Genomic DNA, 19,951 nt, shown 5'->3' with positions numbered 1-19,951 from the left:
ACCGGCTTCAGGCCGTGCGTGCCAGCGCCAGCCGCAGCAGGCGCGCGTCCAGCCGCTCGTGGAAGTCCTTCGGTGACTGCAGGCCCATGCGCTGCAGGTACACCGCATCGCCATCGCCGGCCGGTTGCCGCAGCGCTGCCCAGACGGTACGCAGCTTGTCGCCGCGGGTCTGCGTGTTGGCCTTCAACCAGCCCAGCGCCTTCACCAGCACCTGCTCGATCTCATTGAAGTCGCTGCCCAGCGGGTAGTCGGGCAGAGTGCCGTCGGAGCGGAAGGGGGCCAGCGCTGCGGCCAGGGCCTGCGGTGTATTGCGCTGCAGCCGCTGCGGATCGGGCTGCGGTGCGGCCAGCAGCTTGCGTGCGGCCTGTGCCTGCTGCAGCAGGCCCTGCTGGAACGGCGCCTCGGTGATCGCCACCATCGCCTGCACGCAGTCCTCGTCGGTCAACCCGCGCAGGTCGGCGATGCCGTACTCGTCCAGGTAGATATCACGCAGATGGCGGGGAATGGTGGTGTGGCCATAGTTCCAGCGCACGTTCGATTCGCGCTGGCCCTTGTCATCGCGCGCGGCGCGGAACATCAGCACGCTGCGTGCTTCCGGCAGGGCATGGGCCATCGCCACGAAGTTGTACTGGCCGCCGACGCCGGAGACCACGCGGCCATCGTCCAGGGCATCGGAGACCGCCGCACCCAGCGCAGTGGCCATCATGCAGGAATTGAAGAAGCGTGCATGGCGGCGCTGCAGGCGCTCCAGCGTCTCGTTGCCGCCGTAAAGCTGGTTGATCTCACTGATGCGGCGCATGCCGATGGCGCGACGTTCATCCGCCGGCAGCTCGCGCAGCCACTGGTAGAACTCCGGCGAGCCCAGGTAGAACGCGCCATGCAGGTATTCGCCTTCGGCGGCCAGCGTGGCATGGTCGATGGACAGCGTGCTGCCGTTCTCGATGCGCTGCATCAGCGCGAGGTCGTCATGCACCTTGCGCTTGATCACGCCGGTCTGAACCAGCCGCCGGAAGCCCTCGTTGAGCATCTCGCTGCAGCCGTACAGGCCGATCTCGAACGGCTCCAGGCCGCCGATTTCCTGTACCAGCGGATGCCGCGCAAGCTGCGGATCCAGCGCGTGCAGCACGCGCCGGTAGCGCGCGTTGTCGGTATGCCGCAGCACCAGTGCATGGCTGAGTGCATCGGCCAGCGTGCCGATGCCGATCTGCAGCGTGCCGCCATCGCGCACCAGGGTGCTGGCATACAGGCCGATCGCATAGTCGGCGTCGGCGACCGGCTGCCGCGGCAGGCCGAACAGCGCCGGATACGGCGGCGGCGGGGTGATGACCAGATCGAAGAAGGACACATCGACCGTGGCGGTGCCGCCCAGATAAGGCAGCTGCGGATCGATCTCGGCCACCATCAGCGGACGCGACAGGCCGCGTGCGGCGATTGCATCGAGTGTGTCCTGGGTGATGTCGTTGTTGCAGGACAACGAGAGGCGGCGATCGTCCGGGCGCATCGCCACCTTCTGCACGATCACCTGCGGCGCGCGCTGGGCCACCGCATCTGCGGCATGGGTGTAGTTGAGGCTGGTGTAGCTGGACTGCGCCTGCCGGGAACCGAGCAGGGCGCCGGACTGCATGTAGAACTCCTCCACCTGCACATGGGCGGGCAGTGCGTCACGGGCGATCGCGTCGGCGTAGGCCAGGCGGGGGAAATCCTCGCCGAAATGGCGCTGCGCGAAGGGGCCCAGGAAGCGGGCCTCCAAGCCGCTGCCCCGCACCTTCGGCGGATTCAACGACAGCGCAGTGTAGAGCTGGAGGGGGTGCGAGGGATCGTTCTCGACCCGTGCATACAGTGCATTGAGCAACCGGTGTGGCTTGCCCAGCGCCAGCGGTGCTCCGATCCGCAGCGGCCCTTCCACGCGCGCGAACAGCCAATCGACGGCGGCGTCCAGGTCGGTGAGGTGTTCGGTCATCCGGGGCAGTCCTGCGTAAGGGGAGTTCCGGCATTACAGCATGTCGGGCTTGAACCGCCGTCGACGCGAGACTTCCGCACCGGCCACCATGAAGCGGCCATCGCCGCGGTAGTGCACGGTGCGCGGCAGTTTCGGCCGTGGCGCGACGTGGGCACGCACGATCTCCCAGATGAAAAGGTTGCTGGTCTCGATCTGGCTGTCGTCGTACAGGCGGCACTCGAAGCACGAATGGCACTGGCCGACCAGCGGCGCGCCGACCTCGCGGGCGGGGAGGGCATCGAGGCCGAAGTGCGCGAACTTGTCGACCTCCCGCCCGCTGCAGTTGCCGATGTCCACTACGGTATCGAGCAGCTCCACGCCCGGCACATTGATCACGCATTCGCCGCTGCCCCGCGCCAGCGCGAAGCTGTGGTTCTCGTTCCACAGATAGGTCGCCACCAGTGATGGCGAGAAGCCCATCACCATGTGCCAGCCCATCGTCATCAGGTTGCGCTGGCCACGCCACGCGGTGCTGACCAGCACGATCGGGCCGGGTTCGAGGAAGCGGCGGGCCTGTTCGACGGGGAAATCCTTCTTGGGCAGCGGTTTCATGCGCACTCCGGGACCGGAAGGGCCGATGCTGGGCCAGAGCGCATGAAGTGCAGGTCGATGGAGGGCTTGACAGCAGTTTTGATTACGTGCGTAATCGAATTGTCGATTACGGGCGTAAACAATGAATCCGATCAGTGAGGCCGAAGCCGTCGTGATGGAAGTGCTGTGGCAGCAGGCGCCCCGCGGTGCCGATGAGGTGGTTGCCGCACTGGCCCACCGGGACTGGGCCGAACCGACCATCAAGACGCTGCTCAACCGCCTGCTGACCAAGGGCGCGATCGCTGCCGAACGCGAAGGCCGCCGCTATCTGTATCGGCCGCTGCTGCAGCGCGAGGCCTGGGTGGCGGCGCAGAGCCAGGACTTTCTGGGCCGGGTGTTCGAAGGACGGGTGGCGCCACTGGTAGCCCATTTCAGTGAGCGCGGCCAGCTCAGCGCGCAGGACATCGCCGAACTGAAGAAACTGATCCAGGAGCTGGACCATGAGTGAGGTGCTCGACAGCGTGTGGCGGGCCAGCGTGTGGCTGGCGCTGGCGGTGATCCTGCTGGCGGCGATGCGGCCGCTGCTGCTGCGGCTGGGAGGGCCCTCGCTGGCCTACCGCAGCTGGTGGTTGTTGCCCCTGCTGCTGGCAGGCCTGTTGTTGCCGTTGCCTGCGCTGCCCCTGCTGCAGCATGTGCCGACCCTGCCCCTGAACGTGATGCCTGTCGCGCCGGAGGGCGAGCCGACCCAGGTCATGCGCTGGCCGCAATGGTTGCTGCTGGCCTGGATGCTTGGCGTGGCGATCAGTCTGCTGCGCAGCCTGCGCGCGCAGCAGCGCTTCGAACGTGTCCTGGGCCGTCTGCAGGCGCGCGTCGACGGCAGCTGGCAGGCCAGTGCCGATCCCGGTCTGCCGGCCCTGGTCGGCCTGTGGCGGCCGCGCATCGTGGTCGGCCCCGATTTCGACCAGCAGTTCGATGCACGCGAGCAGGGCTTGATCCTGGCACATGAACGCAGCCATCGCCGCAATGGCGATCACTGGGCGAACGGCGCGTTGCTGCTTGCACGCGCAGCGTTCTGGTTCCATCCGCTGATGCCGTGGGCAACACGCAGGTTCCTGCGCGACCAGGAACTGGCCTGCGATGCCCGCACCATTGCCACGCAGCCTGCGCTGCGCGGACTTTACGCCAGCACGCTGCTGAAGGCACAGCTGGTTCACCCGGTTGCGCCGGCAGTGTGTCACTGGCGCAGCCAACCCGTGTTGAAGGAGCGAATCGCCATGTTGAAGCAGTCCAAGCGGAAGGCATTGCCGTGGGTGTTCGGGCAGGTGCTGGTGGTCGGGGTGTGCGCGGGCCTGGCCACGGTGGCGTGGGCAAGCCAGCTCGGGATGGCCGGCGTGTCGTCGATCGGCGTCGAGCCCGCCGAGTACGCGCAGGCCGATGCCGCTGCGGCCGGCCTGCAGCGTTCTGCGCAGGTCGAGAGGATGGCACCGCCGAAGTATCCGGAGTCTGCTTTCCAGCAGGGCCTGACCGGCGTCGTCACCTTGAAGGTCGAGATCGACGCAGAGGGCAGGCCGACCGACGTACAGGTGCTCAGTGCCACCAATCCCGGTGTGTTCGATGCGGTGTCGATCACGGCCGCCAAGGGCTGGACCTTCCGGCCGGCCCTGAAGGATGGGCGTCCGGTGGCTTCCGCCGTGCGGATTCCACTGACGTTCTCCATGAGTGAGGACGAGAGGGAAGCGGAGCGCGCGCGGTGAGGCAGGCCGCGCTGCTGTTGGCCACGCTGCTGGCCGGCTGTGCCACCCAGGAGCGACTGGGCACGGTTGACACCCGCAGCGAGAGTGTCGGCCATCAGCGGTTGCAGCCCACAGCGGCGGGCGGCAGCGGTCAGGTGCAGGCCTATGCGCTGGCAGCGGGCGAAGGCTATCGGATGCCGCAGCTGTATGCGGCGCCTGATCCGAAGGTGGGCGACCGCGATCCGCGTACCGAACTGGCGCCCACCACCATCTGCCTGCAGGTGGTGGTCGATGCGGAAGGCATGGTAGAGCGCAGCCTGCCGCTGACTGACCGCCCCGAGTGCGCCGCCGGCGCTGCAGCGGAGAACGCGCCGCTGCTGCAGGCGGCGCAGGAGGCGGTGGCGATGTGGAAGTACAGCGCTGCCGCGGTCTGCCACTACCCGGTCGGCAAGGTCCCAGCCGACCGCGGCGACTGCGGGAGCGCCGAGCGCATCGAGCCGGTGCCGGTCAGCCTGCTGTACGCCTTCACCTTCGAGATCGTGAAGGGCCGGCAGACGGTCCGTACGCAGGGGAAATGATCGCGCGTGATGCCGGGTAGCGCCGGGCCATGTCCGGCCAGTACAGCGGCGTCGATCAGGCGCCGCCCTGGATGTTGGCCTTCACCGCCGGTTGCATCAGCGCCGGTTCGGCCAGCGTGGCGTCGCGGGCCTGGCGCACGCTGACGAAGTCGGCCTCGGCCACGCCGTCATGCACGTGGATGTTGCGCGCGCGCTGCTCGCCGATGGTGGTCTCGTTGGCGATGTCGCGGCCGCCCGGGCCATAGTCGTGGCAGACGAACACACGGGTGGACTCGGGCAGCGCCAGCAGGCGCTGGATCGAGCGGTACAGCTGCGCCGCATCGCCGCCGGGGAAATCGCAGCGGGCGGTACCGCCGTCGGGCATGAACAGCGAATCGCCCGTAAACAGTGCGTCGCCGATCAGGTAGGCGATGCTGTCGCTGGTGTGGCCGGGCACGGCGATGACCTGGCCGCGCACTTCGCCCAGCGTGAAGGTCTCGCCGTCGGCGAACAGGTGGTCGAAGATGTCGTCCGCGGCAGGAAGCTGCAGGCCGAACCGCGGCGCAAAGGTCGCCTGTACGGCGCGGATGCCTTCACCGATGGCCAGCGTGGCGTGAGGGAAACGCTGCTTGAGCCGCCGCCCGGCCGACACATGGTCGGCGTGGGCGTGGGTCTCCAGCAGCCACCTCAGCCGCAGCCCCTGCTGCTCGATCGCGTGCAGTGCCGGCTGGACCGGCGACTCGCTGCTGGCATCGGTGTCCGGGTCGTAGTCCAGGACCGGATCGATCAGCGCAGCCTCGCCGCTGGCCGGGTCGCTGACCAGGTAGCTGAAGGTATTGCTGTCACGATGGAAGAACGACTGGACCTGGACCGGCATCGGCAACCTCCTCAGCGTGCGGCGAGCACGCGGTTCAGCAGCTGCGCCAGATTCTCGCCGGCCAGCCGCAGCTGCGCTTCCGCCACCGGGCGGTAGCGCGCGGTGTATTCATCGCCGATCTTACGCGAGGCTGGATAAACGCCGGCTTGCATCGAAATGCGGCAGCTGGCTTCAGCCCACGCCTGCGGATCGCGCTGCGGATTGGACTGGCGCGCCAGTTTCGGCGCCGGCAGCGACCGCAGCACCGGCAGATAGCCGTTGTCGTCCAGCTTGCGGGTGTTGAGCATGCCGCTGTCCCACAGCGAATGGAGGTTGGTGCCGCGGTTGCCGTACTGAAGCTGGAAGTCGTTGCCGCCCTTGTCGTGACCGTAGCCGGCATGCATTGGCTGGTGGATGTCGCCGACCAGATGCACCACGAACTTCAGGGCCTGCAGCCGCTCGCCGTCGGTCAGGCTGCGATCGCCGAGGATCGCGCTCTGCGCCTTCAGCGCTTCGACGATGCAGTTGCCGTTGGTGCAGTGCCTGAGCGCTTCGTAGTGGCAGCCGTCTTCGGCGATGTTGACGTAATGCCAGCCGGCGGAACGGCGGCCGAGGCCCGGGTCCTTGGCACGCAGCTGGTCGGCCCAGGGCGCCACGCTGGCGAGGGTGGCACCGGGTTCGGTGGCCAGCAGGCGGTCGACTTCGGCGCGTGCAGCGGGCGAGAGGCGGGAATCCGCTACCTCAGCGACAAGGCGATGACCTTGCGCGCCCCAGGCATGGGCAGGGGCGGAGGCGGACAGCAGAGCCGGCGCGATCGCGGCGGCGAGGAACAGGGAATGCAGGGCTTTCATGCCGGCATTCTAGCGGGGCGGCGGCCGGACGCGTTTGATCCAGCATGGCCGCTCGCCACGCCCCCTTGATGCGCGGACCGTTACGGTGGCGCGGCCACGGGCGGGGACATCGCGATGAGCATCACGGACCGGCGCATCACGGCAATACATGCGGACGACGGCTTTGCCCGCGCGTTCGATGAACAGGTGGTCTGGCGGATGCGCTGGGCCTGTGCCGTTGCCGGCATCTTTTCAATCGGCTTTGCCGTGCTGGACCATTTCTGGCTTCCGCCGGATGTGCATGCACAGGTGCTGCGCTGGCGGCTCGGGCTGCTGCTGCCGGTACTGCTGGTGGCGGTAGCACTCACCTTCGTCCCAGCGTTCCGCCGCCATCTGCAATGGCTGGGGGGCGGTGCTGTGCTGATCAGCGGGCTGGCGCTGGTGACGATGATCTGGACGGCGCATCGCGCCGGCGTGGATTATCCCTATGAAGGCGTCAGCCTGTTCCTGCTGCTGAACTACTTCCTGTGTGGCCTGCGCTTCGGCGTCGCCACGCTGACCGGAACCCTGATCGCATCGGCGTTCGTGCTGGCGGAGCTGCAGGTCGGCCGGCACTGGGCGCAGATGCTGCAGAGCGTGACGTTCGTGCTGGCCAGCAACCTGGCTGGCATCTTCGGTAGTTACATCCTGGAAAGGCAGGCGCGTGCAACCTGGCGCGCCGAGCAGCGGCTGGATGCACTGGCCAACCACGACGGATTGACCGGATTGCTCAACCGGCGCGCATTCGATCGTCGTGCCAACCAGATCTTCCAGCGTTATCTCCGCCGGCCGCACGCGCGTGGCGCCTTGCGCATCGCGATGATCGACATCGACTACTTCAAGCGCTACAACGACCATCATGGTCACCCGGCGGGCGATGCGGTCCTGCATGCGGTGGCGGTGACGCTGGCCGCGCAGCTTCGCGGCGCTGACTCGGTGGTGGCGCGGTACGGCGGTGAGGAGTTCGTGGCGCTGGGGCAGTGGTCGCCAGGCGAGCCGGAAACCGCGCCGTTCGAGCGGATGCGTCAGCAGGTCCAGGCGCTGGCGATCGCCCATGCCGATTCGGACGCCGCGCCGGTGGTGAGCGTCAGTATTGGTGTGGCGCGGTGGCATGACGATGGCGCCGATTCGCTGGAGCAGGCACTGGCGCGTGCGGATGCCGCGCTGTATCGGGCCAAGGCGTCCGGGCGCAACCGGGTGGAGGTGGCCACGGATGGGTAAGCCGAAAAAAGCCCCGGCGATCACCGGGGCAACATGCTGCGGAGGGTTCAGCGGTTGGCCGGAGGGCGGGGCAGGCCCGCCACGCCGGAGGCCGCGCTCAGAACTTGAAGACGTAGGAGGCGCCGTAGACCAGCGGATCGATGTTGACCGTACCGATCTTCTGGCCGTCCAGCTTCACCTTGCTGTCGATGTCGATCCAGCGCATGTCCACGCGCAGCGCGCCCCTCTCGCCGATCGCGAAGTCCACGCCGGCGTGCGCGGCCAGACCCCAGGAGTCCTGCAGCTTCAGTCGGCTGTCCTTGAGCGCGCCCGTGGTGTCTTCGCTGAAGAAGGTCGTGTAGTTCACGCCCGCACCGATGAACGGCGACACCTTGCCCTTGCTGTTGAAGTGGTACTGCACGGTCACCACCGGCGGCAGCTGCTTGGTGCTGCCGACACGGCCGAGGCCGTTGATGTTGATGTCGTGCTTGAACGGCAGTGCCGCCAGCACTTCGATGCCCAGGTTGTCAGCGATGAAGTACTCACCGGTGATGGTCGGCTTGACGTCGTTGTCGACGTCGACCTTCAGCGTGCCACCGGCCAGCCAACCGTTGTTCGACTTCGGCGCCACCTGGTGCACGCCGGCCGAAAGGGTCCAGTCGCCCTTGGACTGGGCCATCGCCGGGGCGGCGGCGAGGGACAGGGCGGCGGCCAGGCTGGCCACGATCAGGGGAGAGGTCTTGCGCATGGGGGTGTTCTCGTTGCGGGGTGGATGGGGCCAGTCTCGGCCTCACGCCGCGCTAACGCTTTGATCCGGATCAAATCCGGCCAGCCCGCCCGCCACCGGCCCGGTCTGGCCGGCGGTGGCCAGGCCGGGCCTGCTAGACTTGTGGGCCCTATCCACCCCGCCGCACCCGTCGCGGCTGCAGGAGCTTGAGAAATGGCAATCAAGGTTGGTATCAACGGTTTCGGTCGCATCGGGCGTAACGTCCTGCGCTCGGCGGTGCTGAACTTCGGCGACGACATCGAAATCGTGGCCATCAACGATCTGCTGGAGCCGGATTACCTGGCCTACATGCTCAAGTACGACTCCGTGCACGGTCGCTTCAAGGCTGACGTGTCGGTGCAGGGCAACGACCTGCTGGTCAACGGCAAGAAGATCCGCCTGACCCAGGAACGCGATCCGGCCAACCTGAAGTGGGACGAAGTGGGCGTGGACGTGGTCATCGAGTCCACCGGTCTGTTCCTGACCAAGGAAACCGCGCAGAAGCACATCGATGCCGGCGCCAAGAAGGTCATCCTGTCCGCCCCGTCCAAGGACGATACGCCGATGTTCGTGTTCGGCGTGAACGACAAGACCTACGCCGGCCAGGCGATCATCTCCAACGCCTCGTGCACCACCAACTGCCTGGCCCCGCTGGCCAAGGTCATCAATGACAAGTGGGGCATCAAGCGTGGCCTGATGACCACCGTGCACGCCGCCACGGCTACCCAGAAGACCGTTGACGGCCCGTCCAACAAGGACTGGCGCGGCGGCCGCGGCATCCTGGAGAACATCATTCCGTCCTCCACCGGTGCGGCCAAGGCGGTCGGCGTGGTCATTCCGGAACTGAACAAGAAGCTCACCGGCATGAGCTTCCGCGTGCCGACCTCGGACGTGTCGGTGGTCGACCTGACCGTCGAGCTGGAAAAGGAAGCCACCTACGCCGAGATCTGCGCCGAAGTGAAGGCACAGAGCGAAGGCGCGCTGAAGGGCATCCTCGGCTACACCGAAGACAAGGTCGTGGCTACCGACTTCCGCGGTGAGACCCACACGTCGGTGTTCGATGCCGAAGCCGGCATTGCCCTGGACGGTACCTTCGTCAAGCTCGTGTCGTGGTACGACAACGAGTGGGGCTACTCCAACAAGTGCCTGGAAATGGCCAGGGTCGTCGCCGCCAAGTAAGGCCGGCGAAGATCGCGCACGAACCCCGGCCTGGCCGGGGTTCGTCGTTTGAGGGACCGGCCCTGTCGTAGCATGGGGCGGTCCGACCGCCGCCGCAGGGGCGCGGGATCGCATGGGAAGGCACGCAATGGAAGCACTGATAGCCCTGGTCGTATTGATACTGCTGGCGATTCCGCTGCTGCTGGTGGTCGCGCTGGTGATGATCGCCGGCCTGCGGCGCCGGGTCGCTGCGCTTGAGAGCGCACTGGCCGATGTGTCGCAATCGCCGCGCGCTGCCGCGCCACCGCCCGGGCCCGCCCCCGTTCCGGCAACGGACGCGCCAGCCATGGAGCGACCGCGGGCTGCGGCAGCACCTTCTCCCGTGGCGGCCCATGCGCCGGAATCCTCCGTGCCGGCGCCGCCGCGGCAGGCAGCGCCGCCACCACCACCGCTGCCGGCCACGCCGCCCCCGCCTGCGCCGCCGGTCGAGCCGGCCGGGCCGGGCTTCTTCGAGCGTGGCATCGGCGCCGTCAAACGCTGGTTCACCGAGGGCAACGTGCCGGTCAAGATCGGCATGCTGGTGCTGCTGGCCGGTGTTGCCGCGCTGCTGAAGTACGTCAGTGACCAGGGCTGGCTGGTGCTCCCGGTCGAACTCCGGCTGGCGGCCGTCACCGCTGGTGCGCTGGGCCTGCTGGCCTTCGGCTGGCATCAGCGCGAACGCCGGCGCCTGTTCGCGCTGGCCCTGCAGGGCGGCGCCATCGGTGTGCTGCTGCTGACCATCTTCGCGGCATTCAAGCGTTTTGAACTGCTTGCGCCGGGATTTGCGTTCGCCAGTTCGATCGCGCTGGTCGCCGGCCTGTGCGTGCTGGCAGTGCTGCAGAACTCGCGCACCCTGGCGGTGCTGGGCATCCTGGCGGGCTTCATGGCCCCGCTGTGGCTGTCGACCGGAAGTGGCAACCATGTCGGCCTCTTCAGCTACTACGCAGTGCTCAACGCCGGCATCTTCGCCATCGCCTGGTTCCGTCCGTGGCGCGCGCTGAACCTGCTGGGCTTCGCGTTCACCTTCGGTATCGGCACGTTCTGGGGCGTGCTTCAGTACAGGGCCGAGAAGTTCTCCAGCACCGAACCGTTCCTGCTGCTGTTCTTCGCCTTCTATCTGCTGATTCCCCTGCTGTACGCGCGCAGGCAGCCAGCCGGTCGCCGCGATCTGGTCGATGGCAGCCTGGTGTTCGGCACGCCGTTGATCGCCTTCTCGCTGCAGGCGGCGATGCTGCACGAACAGCCGATGACACTGGCACTGTGCGCGCTGGGCCTGGCGGTGATCTACGCGGTGCTGGCGCGTGCCTTGATCGCCCGGGCCTCGTATACGGTGCTGGCGCAGTCGCACGCGGTGCTGGCGGTGGGTTTCGCCACGCTGGCCGTGCCGCTGGCCTTGTCCGCCCGTGCCACCGGTGCGGTGTTCGCGCTGGAAGGTGCCGGGCTGGCCTGGCTCGGTCTGCGCCAGAGGCGCTGGCTGCCACAGGTGTCCGCTGCGCTGCTGCAGATGGCGGCGGCATTCGCCTTCGTGGCAGGTGGCAACCACTGGCACGAGGACGCGCGTCTGCTGCTCAATCCCACCGCGATCGGTGCGCTGCTGCTGGCCGTGGCGGGGTTGGCGTCGGCCTGGAACTACCAGCGCCGGGCACGTCATGAGATCGCCCTGGTCTACTACCTGTGGGGCCTGCTGTGGTGGCTCGGCGGCTGGGTGCACGAGATCGGGCGTTTCCTCGCGCATGCCTCGCAGGCCGATGCACTGCTGGTGCTGGCGGCGGCGACCGCCTGGCTGGCCGCCGAGGTGCAGCGCCGGCAACCGGCACGTGCGCTGGGGATGACCGCACTTGCGATGCTGGCGATGGCGTTCCCATTGGCATTGGCGCAAAGCCATGCGCACCAGCAACCGTTCGCGGGCCACGGCGCCCTGGCATGGGCGCTGTTCGCCGTGCTGGGGGTGCGCACGTTGCTGTGCCTGCGCCAGGGCGGCGACACGGTGGCGCGCATCGCCCAGTTCCTGTGGTGGCTGCTGTGGCCATCGCTGCTTTCGCTGCTGGCCCTGTGGGGAGGCGGCGAGGCCGGCCTGGCACAGGGCTGGACGTTGCTGCTGGTGACGCTGCCCTGGCTGCTGCTGGCCGCGCTGTCACTGTGGCGCTGGGATTGGCTGCGCTGGCCGCTGGGCCCGGCATTCGATACCGCACGCGTGCCGCTGCAGTGCGTGTTGTTCGCGCTGCTGGCGACCGGATGGCTGCTGGGCCAGCTGCTGCCGGGCACCGCGGCACCGCTGCCGTGGCTGCCGGTGCTGAACCCGGCCGAGATGGGGCAGTGGCTGAGCCTGTTGCTGCTGGCGCGCTGGCTGTACAGCGATGTGGCACCGCCCGCGCTGCGCAGGCTGCGCCTGCCGGTGCTGGCACTGGCGGGCTTCATCGCCCTGACCAGCCTGGTCCTGCATGGCGTGCACCACTGGGGGGGACTGGCCTGGAGTACGTCGATGGCGCGCTACAGCTTGGCCCAGACCAGCCTGACCGTGCTGTGGAGCGTGCTCGGCGTGATCGCCTGGGTATGGGGCTCGCGTCGTGGCCAGCGTGTGTTGTGGATGGTCGGTGCGGTGCTGATGGGCGTGGTCCTGGCCAAACTGGTCCTCATCGACCGCCAGCACCTGGGCAACCTGCTCGGGATCGCATCGTTCATCGCCTATGGCCTGCTGTGTACGGTCGTCGGCTATCTGGCACCGGCGCCACCGGGCGCGGTGCCATCCGTGGAGGAGAACCAATGAGAATGTGGAGCAGGATGGTGGTGCCGGCGATGCTGGGCCTGTTCGCCACCATGGCCGTACACGCGTCCGACTACCGCACGCAGTACGCCGAGCAGTGGCCGCTGACGCTGTCCAGTGCGCAGTCCGGCGCCTATCGGGTGGTGCTGGAACCGGCGATCTACCGCCGTGCAGGCGCAGCAGACCTGGGTGACCTGCAGGTGTTCAACGCGGCCGGACAGGCCCTGCCGTCGGCATTGCTGGCACCGGACGCGCCGCTGGCACAGCCGCCGGTGCAGCGCGAGCTGCCCTGGTTCGCACTGCCGCCGCTGGCCGATTCACAACGCAACGACCTGCAGTTGCTGACCGAGCGCGATACCGACGGCCGTGTGCGCCGGGTCGAAGCGCGTGTCGGCGCCGGAACGGTGAACGGGCAGGGCGGCTGGCTGATCGATGCCAGCGTGCTCGGCCAGCAGCCGCTGGCGGCGCTGGTGCTGGATTGGGCCGACAGTGGCCAGCCGCTGCAGGCGCAGGTGCAGCTTGATGCCAGCGATGACCTGCAGCATTGGCGCTCCATCGGTCGGGACATTCCGCTGGTGGACCTGCAGCGCGCCGGCAAACGATTGCTGCAGCGACGCCTGCAGGTTGACGGCAATGCGCGCTATCTGCGCGTGCTGCCGCAGGGCGACGCGCGACTGCCTGCCCTGCATGGCGTGCTCGCCGAGCTTCCGCCGGCACCGGCGACGTTGCCGTGGGAATGGCTGTCACTGACGCCGACAGCGCAGGGCAAGGGCGAATACACCTTCGAACTGGACGGCCGTTTCCCGATCGCGCGCGCCGATGTCGCCAGTACCGACAACAGCCTGGTGCAGTGGACGCTGTTCAGCCGCGACGATGAAGGCGCGCAGTGGCAACGACGCAGTGCACCGTGGATCGCCTATCAGCTGCAGCAGGGAACGCAGGGCCCGCGTCAGCAGTCGGCGGCGCAGGTGCTGGGCGATGTGCACCGCGACCGCTACTGGAAGCTGGTGGCAAGCCCGGCGGAGATCGCCGGCGCCCCCACCCTGCGCCTGGGCTACCAGCCGGAAGTGATGGTGTTCCTGAGCCAGGGCGCTGCGCCCTATGCACTGGCGGTGGGCAGCGCGACGGCGCGCCGCGCGGAGGCGCCGATCGGGGTGCTGATCGAGGAACTTCGCCAGCGCAACGATCCGGCCTGGCAGCCGACGCTGGCACGCCTGGAGGGCCGTCCCGAGCCGCTGGCCGGAGACGCAGCGCTGGAACCGCAGCGGGACTGGAAGGCCTGGCTGCTGTGGGCGCTGCTGGGCGTGGGGGTCCTGGTCGTGGGCGGTCTGGCGGTCAGCCTGCTCAGGCAGAAGCCTTCGCCTTCGGCGTAGATCCCGACGAATCCCGGCCGCGCATGGAGCGGCGCTGCGGCCGGCGCCATCCGTTCTGCCGCAGCCGATACAATGACGGTCTGCCGAACGCCGGCACCCCGTCCCTGAGCCCAAGAGTTGCCCATGTCCATCGTCCGCATGACCGACCTCGACCTCTCCGGCAAGCGCGTGCTGATCCGCCAGGATCTGAACGTGCCGATCGAGAATGGCCGCATCACTTCCGAACAGCGCATCACCGCTTCGCTGCCGACGCTCAAGCGCGCACTGGAGCAGGGCGCGGCGGTGATGGTCACCTCGCACCTGGGCCGGCCGAAGGAAGGCGTGTGGAGCGAAGCCGATTCGCTGGCACCGGTTGCCGCACGCCTGTCCGAACTGCTGGGTCGCGAGGTGCCGCTGGTGCGCGACTGGATCGACGGCGTCGAGGTGCAGCCGGGGCAGCTGGTGCTGCTGGAAAACTGCCGGATGAACGTCGGCGAGGGCAAGGATGACGAAGCCCTGTCGAAGAAGTACGCCGCGCTGTGCGATGTGTTCGTGATGGATGCCTTCGGTACCGCGCACCGCGCGCAGGCGTCCACCCATGGCGTGATCCGTTTCGCCCCGGTCGCCGCGGGTGGCCCGCTGCTGATGGCCGAGCTGGATGCCCTGGCGCAGGCGCTGGACGCACCGGCCAAGCCGCTGCTGGCCATCGTGGCCGGCAGCAAGGTCAGCACCAAGCTGGAACTGCTGGCCAACCTGGTGGGCAAGGTCGACCAGCTGATCGTGGGGGGCGGCATCGCCAACACCTTCATCGCGGCTGCCGGCTACAAGGTCGGCAAGTCGCTGTACGAGCCGGACCTGCTGGACACCGCCCGGAAGATCGTTGCCGACGCCAAGGCGCGCGGGGCGGAGATTCCGCTTCCGGTGGACGTGGTCACGGCCAAGCAGTTCCTGCCCGACGCCATTGCCGAAGTGAAGGCCGTGGATGCGGTCGCCGAAGATGATCTGATCCTGGACATCGGTCCGCAGACCGCTGCCCAGTACGCGCAGCTGATTGCGAATGCCGGCACCGTGGTCTGGAACGGCCCTGTCGGCGTGTTCGAGTTTGAAGCCTTCAGCAAGGGAACCGAAGCGCTGGCGCGTGCCATCGCCACGTCCCCGGCATTCTCCATCGCCGGCGGTGGCGACACCCTGGCAGCGGTCGACAAGTTCGACATCGCCAAGGACGTGAGCTACATCTCCACCGGTGGCGGCGCGTTCCTGGAATTCCTGGAAGGCAAGACCCTGCCGGCCGTGGCCGCGCTCGCCGCACGCGGCGCATGAACCCGGACGGCACCCAGGCCGGTTCTGCCCACCCGGCACCGGAAGAACGCGCGACGCTCTTCTTCGACCTGGACGGTACGTTGATCGATTCGCAGGTGGGCATCACCACCTGCATCGCTTATGCGCTGCAGAAGATGGAGCATCCGGTGCCGGCGCGGGAAACCCTGCTGGGCTGGATCGGGCCTTCGCTGCGCACCACGTTCGCGCCGCTGTTCGTCGAACCGGCGCGGGTGGAGCAGGCCGTCGGGTACTACCGCGAGCGCTTCGATGCCGAGGGCTGGCGCGAGCACACGGTGTACCCCCAGGTGGAGGACGCCCTGCGCACCTTGCATGCGCGTGGCCACCGCCTGGCGGTGGTCACCGCCAAGAACGAGCCGCACGCGCGCCGGATCCTGGCCCATCTGCCCTTCGGCGGATTGTTCGAGGACATCATCGGCTCGACCCTGGATGGTTCGCGCAGCCACAAGCCCGAGCTGGTCGGCGAAGCGCTGCGCCGGCTGCAGGTGTCGCCCACGCAGTGCTGGATGATCGGCGACCGTCGCATGGATATCGAGGGCGCGCGTCACCACGGCCTGCGAAGCATCGGCGTGCTGTGGGGGTTTGGTGGCGAAGCGGAACTCACTGAAGCCGGTGCGGGCCAGCTGGCACGCGAACCGGTCCAGCTGACGACACTGTTGGCCTGATGCCTCTTTGACAGGGCATGGCCCGACGCTACCGGGCACCCTGCGCCGGCGTATGTCCGGGCGATGTCCGTTACATGTCCCGCAGAGTCAGGCAGCACAAGGTTGTAACCGCATACATGGGGCGTGAAGGATGTGCTAATTTCCGTGCTTTAACGGGAGAGGCCCATTCACCATGTTCGAGCGTCAGCGTCGCACCAAGATCCTAGCCACCCTCGGTCCGGCCACCGATCCGCCGGGCGTGCTGGAGGATCTGTTCCGCGCCGGCGTCAACGTGGTGCGCCTGAACTTCAGCCACGGTGACCCGTCCGGCCAGGCCAAGCGTGCCGCCGACGTGCGCGCCGCCGCACAGCGGGTGGGCGTGGAAGTGGGCATCCTGGCCGACCTGCCGGGCCCGAAGATCCGCATCGAGCGCTTTGCCGAAGGCAAGATCCATCTCAAGGCGGGCGACCGTTTCGATCTGGTCGCCTCGCCCAACGCACCGGCCGGCGATGCCACGCAGGTGGGTGTGAGCTACCTCGGCCTGCCGCAGGACGTCGGCCCCGGTGATGTCCTGCTCCTCGATGACGGCCTGATGCAGCTGCAGGTCGTCGAGGTGCAGGGTGAGCGGATCATCAGCACCGTGCTCAACGACGGGGTGCTGTCTGATCGCAAGGGCCTGAACAAGCAGGGCGGTGGCCTGTCGCTGGGCGCGTTGACCGAGCGCGACAAGGAGCTGATCGGGATCGTCGCCAAGATCGGTGTCGACTTCATCGCCGTTTCCTTCTGCCGCAATGCGCAGGACATGAACGATGCCCGCGCGATCGCCGAATCGCACGGCTGCTACGCCGCGCTGGTGTCCAAGATCGAGCGCACCGAAGCGATCGAGAACCTGGAGGAGATCGTCGAGGCCAGTGACGTGGTGATGGTGGCGCGCGGCGACCTCGGCGTGGAAATCGGCGATGCCGAACTGCCGGGCCTGCAGAAGAAGATCATCAAGGCTTCGCTGGCGCAGAACAAGGTGGTGATCACTGCCACCCAGATGCTGCAGTCGATGGTGGAAAGCCCGATCCCGACCCGCGCGGAAGTGCTGGACGTGGCCAACTCGGTGATCGACGGCACCGATGCGGTGATGCTGTCGGCCGAAACCGCTGCCGGTGCGTATCCGGTCAAGGCCGTGGAGGCGATGGCGCGCATCTGCCTGGGCGCCGAGCGCCAGTTCCAGACCGAGACCGACTTCAATGCGTCGCCGCGCAACCTGGAGCGCGCCGACCAGGCCATCGCGATGGCGACCATGTTCCTGTCCCAGCACGTGGGCGTGCGGGCCATCGTGGCCATGACCGAGTCCGGCGGTACTGCGCGCTACCTGTCGCGCTTCCGCGCCAAGGCACCGGTGTTCGCGGTGACCCGCCATGACGGCGCACGCCGGCAGATGGCGCTGATGCGCGATGTGTTTCCGATCAATTTCGACAGCCGTGGCCTGACCCCGCGCGAAGCCGCACGTGGCAGCATCCGCCTGCTGGTCGAATCGGATCTGCTGCAGGCCGGCGATCGGGTGGTGTTCACCAGCGGTGAGCACATGGAAACCCACGGTGCGACCAACACCCTGCGCCTGCTCGAGGTGGGCGAAGACGGTCGCGCCAGCGGTCTGGGCGATCTGTAACGGCTGCGGAACCGGGTCGGAGCCCCACCGGGGCTCTGACCGGAACGGCGCAGGACAGCGCCTCTCCTGAACGGACATTGGAATCGTTTCCAGTCTGGCCTCCACGTCGAGGCCACGGGCTGCGGGGCTATACTTACGTTTTTCCCGCACCCGCCACAGGAAGTACATGAGCATCGAACAGCTGGCTGAAACCGCCCAGGCCATGGTTGCCCCGGGCAAGGGCATCATCGCGATCGACGAATCCACCGGTACCATCGCCAAGCGCTTCGCCGGCGTGGGCATCGAGAACACCGAGGAGAACCGTCGCGCCTATCGCGAACTGCTGCTGACCACGCCGAAGCTCAACGAGCACATTTCCGGCGCCATCCTGTACGACGAAACCATCCGCCAGTCGACCAAGGACGGCGTGCCGTTCGCCAAGTACATGGCCGACCACGGCATGATTCCGGGCATCAAGGTGGACAAGGGTGCGCATCCGCTGGCCGGCTGCCCGGGCGAACTGGTCACCGAAGGCCTGGACGGCCTGCGCGAGCGCCTGCAGGAGTATTACAAGCTGGGTGCGCGCTTTGCCAAGTGGCGCGCGGTCATCAACATCGGCGAGAGCATTCCGTCGGGCACCTGCATCGAATCCAACGCCCATGCGCTGGCCCGCTACGCCGCGCTGTGCCAGGAATGCGGCCTGGTGCCGATGGTCGAGCCGGAAGTGATCATGGACGGCGACCACGACATCGAGACCTGCTACGAAGTCACCGAAGCCACCCTGCGTTCGCTGTTCGACGCCCTGTACCAGCAGAACGTGCTGCTGGAAGGCACCATCCTGAAGGCTTCGATGGTCATCTCGGGCAAGGACTGCGAAGAGCAGGCCGACGTCGAGGAAGTGGCCGAGTCCACCGTGATGTGCCTGAAGAGCACCGTGCCGGCGATCCTGCCGGGCGTGGTGTTCCTGTCCGGCGGCCAGAGCGATGAACAGTCCACCGCCCACCTCAATGCGATGAACCAGCTGGGCAACCTGCCGTGGCCGCTGAGCTTCTCCTACGGCCGTGCCATGCAGCAGGCGGCACTGAAGCTGTGGGCCAAGGACATGAAGGGCGACTACGCCGCCGCGCAGAAGACCGTGTTCGAGCGCGCCAAGGAAAACGGCCTGGCTGCACTGGGCAAGTGGAACGGTTGATCGGTTCCATCGCAGGATGAACAGGGCAACGCCGGCCTCACGCCGGCGTTTGCTTTTGCGGGTATCTTTTCCGCCTCCCGCGGGCCCGGCCGGCCCGGGGGACACACATGGAAGGCCAAGGAGAAAAAACATGCGTTTGGCAGCAATCACGCTGGCCGTTGCTACGGTCCTCGCCGCAGGCGGTTGCAACCGCTCCGGCAGCAATGCGGATGTGGGCAAGGCCCCGTCGCTCGAGTTCGACAAGCCCGTTTCCGGCGAGATCACCTCGCGCAGCGGCATCAATTTCAATGACGGCAGCCACCACCAGCTGTACCAGATCACGCTGGAGGACAAGCAGCTGGTGGGCATGAAGCTGACCGGTGCCCTCAGTGGCTCGATTGCCGTGTTCAACAATGGCAGCCTGGTCGCCAGCAGCCGCACCGGCTATGAGCGCAGCGGGGATGTATCGCTGGCGTTCCGCGCCAACGGTGCCGGCACCTACCAGGTGGCGGTCAACGCCGACAGCCCGACCGCCTACGGCCCTTACCGCCTGCGGGTGGAGAAGCTGGTGCCCTACGACGGCAAGCCCATCGCAGGCAGCGGCGAAGTCGTGGACATGCTGGTCTCCGGATCGCAGGACTACACCCTGCAGGTGGACAAGGCCGGCCTCTATGAGGTCAACCTGTCGTCCGATGCGTTCGATACCGTGCTGAAGCTGAAGGGCGGCGAGATCGACGCGGAGAACGACGATGGCGGTGACAGCACCAATTCGCGCCTGTCGCTGCCGTTGCAGCCCGGCAAGTACACGCTGGGCGTGCGCGGGCTGGACGACGATGCGTCCGGCACCTTCAAGCTGACCGTTGCCCGCACCGAGCTGCCGGGCAACATCGTCGAGCGCGACGGTACCCAACTGCCGCAGTCGGGCAGCGTGTTCACCATGCTCGACAGCGAAGGTCGCCGTCGCTTCCTGCTGACACTGGAGCGTCCGGGCGACGTTCGCCTGGATGCGATCTCCGGTCAGGTGGACACCGTGCTGCGTGTGGTCGGCGGTGATGTCGAGCTGGTCGACGACGACGGCGGCAACGGCACCAACGCGCGTCTGCAGGAATCGTTGCCGGCCGGTCATTACACGGTCGATGTTTCCAGCCTCAGCGACGAGCAGGGCCTGGTCGAGGTGCGCGTGCAGATCGATGGCGCCAGCGCTGCCGGCGCCGCGGCGTCGGCGGCCCGCGCAGCGGCGGATGCGGCGGCCGTGCCGGATGACGCCGCAGTCGACGCGGCCAGCCGCTGACGCGTCCAGGGGCACTTCCGCAATGAAAAGGCCGGGCATTGCCC

The 19,951-nt window shown here is 67.6% G+C and carries 17 protein-coding genes; 12 read left to right on the top strand and 5 right to left on the bottom strand.

The window, feature by feature from the left end; all coding sequences use genetic code 11:
• Positions 1-7 precede the first annotated feature (7 nt).
• Positions 8-1,960 carry an acetyl-CoA hydrolase/transferase C-terminal domain-containing protein gene (locus AC06FB_RS15060; protein ID WP_346475439.1) on the bottom strand — a complete coding sequence of 651 codons (1,953 nt, stop codon included), beginning with the start codon at positions 1,958-1,960 and terminating at the stop codon, positions 8-10.
• Between the two features lie 33 nt (positions 1,961-1,993).
• Entirely contained in the window at positions 1,994-2,551 is a 558-nt protein-coding gene (locus AC06FB_RS15055; RefSeq protein WP_053518474.1) for a flavin reductase family protein, read from the bottom strand.
• A 121-nt stretch (positions 2,552-2,672) separates the two neighbouring features.
• Between AC06FB_RS15055 and AC06FB_RS15050 the strand changes: the two genes are divergently transcribed.
• Genes AC06FB_RS15050 through AC06FB_RS15040 form a run of 3 tightly spaced genes read left to right on the top strand, consistent with a single transcriptional unit; the run spans position 2,673 to position 4,841 of the window.
• On the top strand, positions 2,673-3,038 hold the full coding sequence (locus AC06FB_RS15050; RefSeq protein ID WP_065181668.1) for a BlaI/MecI/CopY family transcriptional regulator: 366 nt from the start codon (positions 2,673-2,675) through the stop codon (positions 3,036-3,038).
• Complete coding sequence (locus AC06FB_RS15045; protein WP_111186767.1) at positions 3,031-4,284, top strand: M56 family metallopeptidase; 1,254 nt, start codon at positions 3,031-3,033, stop codon at positions 4,282-4,284. The genes AC06FB_RS15050 and AC06FB_RS15045 overlap by 8 nt, the downstream gene beginning before the upstream one ends.
• Positions 4,281-4,841: a hypothetical protein gene (locus AC06FB_RS15040; RefSeq protein ID WP_065175751.1), complete on the top strand. Its 561-nt coding sequence runs from the start codon at positions 4,281-4,283 to the stop codon at positions 4,839-4,841. Before AC06FB_RS15045 ends, AC06FB_RS15040 begins: the two co-directional genes overlap by 4 nt.
• A 55-nt stretch (positions 4,842-4,896) precedes the next feature.
• On the opposite strand, the gene AC06FB_RS15035 is transcribed toward AC06FB_RS15040, so the two are convergent.
• Together AC06FB_RS15035 and AC06FB_RS15030 are read right to left on the bottom strand one after the other, a co-directional pair.
• The gene (locus tag AC06FB_RS15035) at positions 4,897-5,697 is read right to left on the bottom strand and encodes an MBL fold metallo-hydrolase (RefSeq protein ID WP_053518482.1); all 801 of its coding nucleotides are present in this window, start codon (positions 5,695-5,697) and stop codon (positions 4,897-4,899) included.
• A gap of 11 nt (positions 5,698-5,708) precedes the next feature.
• Positions 5,709-6,527, bottom strand: a complete 819-nt coding sequence (locus AC06FB_RS15030; protein ID WP_478053844.1) for a S1/P1 nuclease — start codon at positions 6,525-6,527, stop codon at positions 5,709-5,711.
• Between the two features lie 114 nt (positions 6,528-6,641).
• On the opposite strand from AC06FB_RS15030, the gene AC06FB_RS15025 reads away from it, so the two are divergent.
• Entirely contained in the window at positions 6,642-7,766 is a 1,125-nt protein-coding gene (locus AC06FB_RS15025; RefSeq protein ID WP_053518485.1) for a GGDEF domain-containing protein, read from the top strand.
• A 97-nt stretch (positions 7,767-7,863) separates the two neighbouring features.
• Here AC06FB_RS15025 and AC06FB_RS15020 read toward each other — a convergent pair whose 3' ends face one another.
• Positions 7,864-8,493: an OmpW/AlkL family protein gene (locus AC06FB_RS15020; protein WP_111186764.1), complete on the bottom strand. Its 630-nt coding sequence runs from the start codon at positions 8,491-8,493 to the stop codon at positions 7,864-7,866.
• Between the two features lie 192 nt (positions 8,494-8,685).
• Here AC06FB_RS15020 and gap point away from each other — a divergent pair, with 192 nt between their 5' ends.
• The 8 genes from gap (at position 8,686) to AC06FB_RS14980 (ending at position 19,907) form a co-directional block, all read left to right on the top strand.
• Positions 8,686-9,690, top strand: a complete 1,005-nt coding sequence (gap, locus tag AC06FB_RS15015; protein WP_053518489.1) for a type I glyceraldehyde-3-phosphate dehydrogenase — start codon at positions 8,686-8,688, stop codon at positions 9,688-9,690.
• Between the two features lie 127 nt (positions 9,691-9,817).
• Complete coding sequence (locus AC06FB_RS15010; RefSeq protein ID WP_478053843.1) at positions 9,818-12,475, top strand: DUF2339 domain-containing protein; 2,658 nt, start codon at positions 9,818-9,820, stop codon at positions 12,473-12,475.
• Positions 12,472-13,845 carry a DUF3999 domain-containing protein gene (locus AC06FB_RS15005; RefSeq protein WP_193396514.1) on the top strand — a complete coding sequence of 458 codons (1,374 nt, stop codon included), beginning with the start codon at positions 12,472-12,474 and terminating at the stop codon, positions 13,843-13,845. Before AC06FB_RS15010 ends, AC06FB_RS15005 begins: the two co-directional genes overlap by 4 nt.
• 123 nt (positions 13,846-13,968) lie before the next feature.
• A complete protein-coding gene (locus tag AC06FB_RS15000; RefSeq protein ID WP_053518495.1) occupies positions 13,969-15,144 on the top strand; it encodes a phosphoglycerate kinase in 1,176 nt (391 codons plus the stop codon).
• Complete coding sequence (locus AC06FB_RS14995; protein ID WP_478053842.1) at positions 15,141-15,827, top strand: HAD hydrolase-like protein; 687 nt, start codon at positions 15,141-15,143, stop codon at positions 15,825-15,827. The genes AC06FB_RS15000 and AC06FB_RS14995 overlap by 4 nt, the downstream gene beginning before the upstream one ends.
• Before the next feature lie 172 nt (positions 15,828-15,999).
• Entirely contained in the window at positions 16,000-17,466 is a 1,467-nt protein-coding gene (gene pyk, locus AC06FB_RS14990; protein WP_065175757.1) for a pyruvate kinase, read from the top strand.
• Positions 17,467-17,632: 166 nt separating this feature from the next.
• Positions 17,633-18,637 (top strand): class I fructose-bisphosphate aldolase, encoded by a 1,005-nt coding sequence (locus AC06FB_RS14985; RefSeq protein ID WP_478053841.1) that lies wholly within the window; start codon positions 17,633-17,635, stop codon positions 18,635-18,637.
• 130 nt (positions 18,638-18,767) lie between these two features.
• Positions 18,768-19,907, top strand: coding sequence for an ABC transporter substrate-binding protein (locus tag AC06FB_RS14980; RefSeq protein WP_065175758.1), 1,140 nt, complete (start codon positions 18,768-18,770; stop codon positions 19,905-19,907).
• Positions 19,908-19,951 lie beyond the last annotated feature (44 nt).

Source organism: Stenotrophomonas sp. Steno-C15, assembly GCF_056393265.1.
The sequence above is the reverse complement of the archived record's forward strand: the minus strand, read 5'-3'. Positions and strand labels throughout refer to the sequence as shown.

Excerpts from the sequence above, each read along its gene's own strand:
- AC06FB_RS15060 (WP_346475439.1), bottom strand. The coding sequence starts at position 1,960 with ATGACCGAACACCTCACCGACCTGGACGCCGCCGTCGATTGGCTGTTC.
- AC06FB_RS15055 (WP_053518474.1), bottom strand. The coding sequence starts at position 2,551 with ATGAAACCGCTGCCCAAGAAGGATTTCCCCGTCGAACAGGCCCGCCGC.
- AC06FB_RS15050 (WP_065181668.1), top strand. The coding sequence starts at position 2,673 with ATGAATCCGATCAGTGAGGCCGAAGCCGTCGTGATGGAAGTGCTGTGG.
- AC06FB_RS15045 (WP_111186767.1), top strand. The coding sequence starts at position 3,031 with ATGAGTGAGGTGCTCGACAGCGTGTGGCGGGCCAGCGTGTGGCTGGCG.
- AC06FB_RS15035 (WP_053518482.1), bottom strand. The coding sequence starts at position 5,697 with ATGCCGGTCCAGGTCCAGTCGTTCTTCCATCGTGACAGCAATACCTTC.
- AC06FB_RS15030 (WP_478053844.1), bottom strand. The coding sequence starts at position 6,527 with ATGAAAGCCCTGCATTCCCTGTTCCTCGCCGCCGCGATCGCGCCGGCT.
- AC06FB_RS15025 (WP_053518485.1), top strand. The coding sequence starts at position 6,642 with ATGAGCATCACGGACCGGCGCATCACGGCAATACATGCGGACGACGGC.
- AC06FB_RS15020 (WP_111186764.1), bottom strand. The coding sequence starts at position 8,493 with ATGCGCAAGACCTCTCCCCTGATCGTGGCCAGCCTGGCCGCCGCCCTG.
- gap (WP_053518489.1), top strand. The coding sequence starts at position 8,686 with ATGGCAATCAAGGTTGGTATCAACGGTTTCGGTCGCATCGGGCGTAAC.
- AC06FB_RS15010 (WP_478053843.1), top strand. The coding sequence starts at position 9,818 with ATGGAAGCACTGATAGCCCTGGTCGTATTGATACTGCTGGCGATTCCG.
- AC06FB_RS15005 (WP_193396514.1), top strand. The coding sequence starts at position 12,472 with ATGAGAATGTGGAGCAGGATGGTGGTGCCGGCGATGCTGGGCCTGTTC.
- AC06FB_RS15000 (WP_053518495.1), top strand. The coding sequence starts at position 13,969 with ATGTCCATCGTCCGCATGACCGACCTCGACCTCTCCGGCAAGCGCGTG.
- AC06FB_RS14995 (WP_478053842.1), top strand. The coding sequence starts at position 15,141 with ATGAACCCGGACGGCACCCAGGCCGGTTCTGCCCACCCGGCACCGGAA.
- pyk (WP_065175757.1), top strand. The coding sequence starts at position 16,000 with ATGTTCGAGCGTCAGCGTCGCACCAAGATCCTAGCCACCCTCGGTCCG.
- AC06FB_RS14985 (WP_478053841.1), top strand. The coding sequence starts at position 17,633 with ATGAGCATCGAACAGCTGGCTGAAACCGCCCAGGCCATGGTTGCCCCG.
- AC06FB_RS14980 (WP_065175758.1), top strand. The coding sequence starts at position 18,768 with ATGCGTTTGGCAGCAATCACGCTGGCCGTTGCTACGGTCCTCGCCGCA.